1 pseudogene is annotated in these 241 nt (G+C 60.2%); it reads left to right on the top strand.

What is annotated here, in order from left to right:
• A pseudogene (locus RMT89_RS45105) lies at window positions 1-241 on the top strand (transposase); the annotation flags it as partial.

The following is a 241-nucleotide window of genomic DNA, read 5'->3' as shown; positions in this document are numbered from 1 at the left end:
GGTAATTGTCACGATCCGCCCGAAATATGCTTGTCCCAAGGGGCGGACGGGGGTGGTTCAGGCCAAAGCACCGGCGCATCTTTTGTAAGGCAGTTGGCCGACAGAAGCGTTACTGGCCCAGATCGCTGTCTCCAAGCATTCCGAACATATGCCGCTGAACCGACAGGCGGTAGTCATGGCCCGGCACGGGGTTCCGATTGACCGTTCTGTTCTGGCCGACTGGATGGGGCGCACAGGCGCA

Source organism: Streptomyces sp. P17, assembly GCF_032436805.1.
Lineage (GTDB): Bacteria > Actinomycetota > Actinomycetes > Streptomycetales > Streptomycetaceae > Streptomyces.
This window is presented reverse-complemented; position numbering and strand designations above follow the sequence as displayed.